The organism is Paenisporosarcina sp. P4_E4_2, assembly GCF_056401595.1.
In genome coordinates, this window is the sequence record NZ_JBFUJC010000323.1 from 1 (window position 1) to 3,588 (window position 3,588).

Annotated in this window: 4 protein-coding genes; all 4 read left to right on the plus strand. The window is 38.1% G+C overall.

Translation table 11 applies throughout. The features are described from left to right. A partial coding sequence (locus tag AC1DSB_RS16345) for a type III PLP-dependent enzyme domain-containing protein (RefSeq protein ID WP_477587122.1) occupies positions 1-619 on the plus strand: 619 nt, incomplete at its 5' end. 290 nt (positions 620-909) lie between these two features. Further along, the gene (locus AC1DSB_RS16350) at positions 910-1,869 is read left to right on the plus strand and encodes an ATP-grasp domain-containing protein (RefSeq protein WP_477587123.1); all 960 of its coding nucleotides are present in this window, start codon (positions 910-912) and stop codon (positions 1,867-1,869) included. Between the two features lie 52 nt (positions 1,870-1,921). Then, complete coding sequence (locus tag AC1DSB_RS16355; RefSeq protein WP_477533057.1) at positions 1,922-2,515, plus strand: sugar transferase; 594 nt, start codon at positions 1,922-1,924, stop codon at positions 2,513-2,515. 53 nt (positions 2,516-2,568) lie between these two features. Continuing rightward, positions 2,569-3,468: a methionyl-tRNA formyltransferase gene (locus tag AC1DSB_RS16360; RefSeq protein WP_477587124.1), complete on the plus strand. Its 900-nt coding sequence runs from the start codon at positions 2,569-2,571 to the stop codon at positions 3,466-3,468. The last annotated feature ends 120 nt before the right edge of the window (positions 3,469-3,588 follow it).

Here is a 3,588-nt window from a genome sequence, read left to right on the forward strand (position 1 = left end):
GACAAGAAGTTTAAATATCTATCGAGCGATTTCGAAAATGGCCTGTGAAATTACACAAAAATATTCACTAAAGCTAAAGTATGTGGATGTCGGTGGAGGGTTTTTTRGAGGGCTTAAAGATAAACCCCAGTTTGATGAATATATCGAAGTAATTTCTTCTGAATTAAGCAAAGTCTTTAACAACGAAGATACGGTCTTAATTGTAGAACCAGGAACGTCGATTGTTTCCTCTCCATTTAGTTTTGTCACAAGTGTCGTTGATGTGAAGCAAACGAGTGCGAATCATTTTGCCACAACGGATGGTAGTCACATTAATATCAATCCACTGAAAAATAAGGGGATAAAGTTTTTTAGGGTTCAGTATAAGATTAGTGAGGATAGAAAGCTTATCGACAAACAAGTCATCTCTGGATTTACCTGCATGGAGGATGACCGAATCATGGTGCTAGAGGACGCTCCTCAAGTTTTGGTTGGGGATCAAATCATTTATGAAAAAGTTGGCGCGTATTCCATGAGTCTATCTCCGTTATTTATTAAGTTCTTTCCTGCTGTCTATGTCGAGAAAGATGGCGTGATGATGGAAGCTCGTGAAAAATGGACAGCTGATCATTATTTGTGAAGATATTTCTTTGGCAATTTGGAGGAGGAAGGCGCGCTCATAACTGTGGGAAAGGTGCACATAGATACGTGCGACGTCCCTTATAACCGAGGAAAAGGCGCTCAAACATGCTAGAAAAACGCTCATAAACCGGAAATCGGCGTTCAAAAATGGGTGATGCGCTCATAACCGGGGAAAAGATGCTCAGAAATGACARGTCGTTGCTCATAAACCAGAAATCGGTGCTCATAAGTAGTAGCACCGCTCAGCAACTAAAGGTGCGCTCAAAAGAAATGAGAGGAGCTTTTCAAATGAACATATTGATTCTTAGTTGTGGAACTAGGAATAAAATCGTTCAATACTTCAAAAAAGAGCTTGAAGGAATCGGCAAGGTCTACGCGACAGATTGTAGTCCTCTTGCACCAGCACTTTATGATGCGGACCAGTACTTCATCGTTCCAAGGATTGATCATCAAGATTATTTAAGTACGATTCTAGCAATATGTAAAAATAATGATGTCAAGGCTGTGTTTACGTTAATCGACCCGGAAATCAGTTTGTTAGCGAAACATCGAGAAGAATTTTTAAACGTTGGCACCATCCCGATTGTGTCTGATTTAGAAAACGTTGAGATGTGCTTTGATAAGTTTTCGCTGAATACATTTCTAATAAAAAACGGTTTTCATTCAATCAATAGCTATATTGATAAAGAAGAATTTTATCTAAATGTGGATGCTGGGGTTGTAGACTTTCCCGTATTTGTTAAACCAGTAAAGGGCAGCGCAAGTATCAATATCAATAAAGTGACATCAAAAGAGGAAGTTGAATTATTATTTAAAAACTATAAGAATATGATGATTCAAGAATTTATAGATGGGGTTGAAATCGGCGCGGATGTGTATATAGATCTCCATTCAGGTGAACCCGTCGCCATTTTCACAAAAGAAAAGCTTGCGATGAGAGCAGGAGAAACGGATAAATCCATTTCTATCAAAAATGAAAAACTGTTTGATCTTATAAAAAATTTTGTGAAAGTGATTGGTTTTAGAGGAATCATTGACATCGACATTTTTAAAGTAAATGGGGAATATATCATTTCGGAAGTGAATCCACGTTTTGGTGGAGGTTACCCGCATGCCTATGAAAGTGGTGTCAACATACCGAAGATGATCGTCCATAATTTACACAATCAAGTGAATGAAAATGTCATTGGTCGGTACGAAGAACGTATTCGGATGATGAAATACAACGAAATCAAGATTATTAAATAACTAGATGTTGAGAATTCAGTGGTTTGGAACGAAGATGAAGGAGCTGTGGAATATGTTCACAGTCAGTAATCTGAACCTGTTTTTTAAAAGACTGATTGATCTAGTTGGCAGTGGATTAGGATTGCTATTGTTATCACCACTGATTGTTGTGATTGTCTTGCTTATGAAAATCACGATGCCTGGTCCCGTTTTTTTTAAGCAAGAAAGGGTGGGGAAAAGCGGGGTAGACTTCCATATATATAAATTCCGAACGATGAAGGTTGACGTGGAAGCAGAGAGAAATTCAGATTTTTCAAAGGATGAAAATCGAATTACTACATTAGGAAAATTTTTAAGAAGGACAAAAATAGACGAACTTCCGCAGCTTGTCAATGTTTTGGTAGGAAAGATGAGTTTAGTAGGACCTAGACCAACAGTTCATATACAAGTGGAGGAATATACACCGATTCAGATGCAACGCCTTCAGATGAAACCAGGAATGACAGGTCTTGCCCAAGTGAACGGAAACAATTCTATATCGTGGGAACAACGAATTGAATATGATCTTTCATATATTCAAAATTATTCCATTTTACTCGATGTTAAAATCATCTGTAAAACGGTCGCGATTGTTTTATTTGGTGAAGAGAAATATAAAAGAGGTTAATTCTAGAAGCGCAATCGACGATTAAATTGTTTTAAAACGGTAAGGAGATGGAAATGAAGACAATCCTAATTGGCTCTGTTGATTCAAGTAAAGTGGTACTTGAAGAAATGATTAGACTGAACTTTCCGGTGGATCTCGTATTTTCACTGGATGAAAAATATTCAAAAAATGTTTCTGGATATGAACCAATTCATGAGTTGGCCGAAGCTCATCACATTCCATTCAGGAAGTTTAAAAATATAAACGAAGATCTCTATGTGAAAGAGATTACTGATCACCATCCAGATTATATTTTTGTGGTCGGATTGTCCCAACTCATAAAACCAGAAATTATTCATGCTGCAAGAATTGGAACAATCGGATTTCATCCCACTCCCCTTCCAAAATTCAGAGGAAGAGCCGCTTTAGTTTGGCAAGTCTTATTAGGCGTACGAGAAACAAAATGCTCTCTATTTTTTATAGATGAAGGCACGGACTCTGGCGATATTGTTGCACAGGAATCGTATGTAATTGAAGATTCTGATTATGCGATTGATGTTCAAGAAAAGAGTAATGAAGCGCTTCAACGCATGATGCATCGGGTGCTACCTCAGATGTTGGATGGAACCGTTACATCGGTTAAACAGAATGAGGAAGAAGCGACCTATCTACTAAAGAGAACACCTGAAGATGGACGAATCGATTGGCAAGAACCTGTAGAAGCAATTCAACGATTAATAAGGGCGGTTTCAAAACCATACCCAGGTGCTTTTTCTCATTATAATGGACAGCATAAATTGATCTTTTGGCGAGCGGATTATTTGGAAAATAAAAAATATGTCGGGATACCGGGGCAAATTGCACAAATTACGAGCGACTATATCGATATTGTTTGTAAAGGTGGGCTACTTCGAGTTACCGAGTTTGAGAATATTGATGATGTGCAAATGAGAGCGGGCTATAAATTTAAGTGATATTTCCAATGGAAAGTTAAGAAACAATCAGAGGTGAATGGATGAAGGTGTTGGTATTTGCACCACACAATGATGATGAGGTTTTAGGCGTTGGCGGCACGATTGCGAAGTATGCAGCGC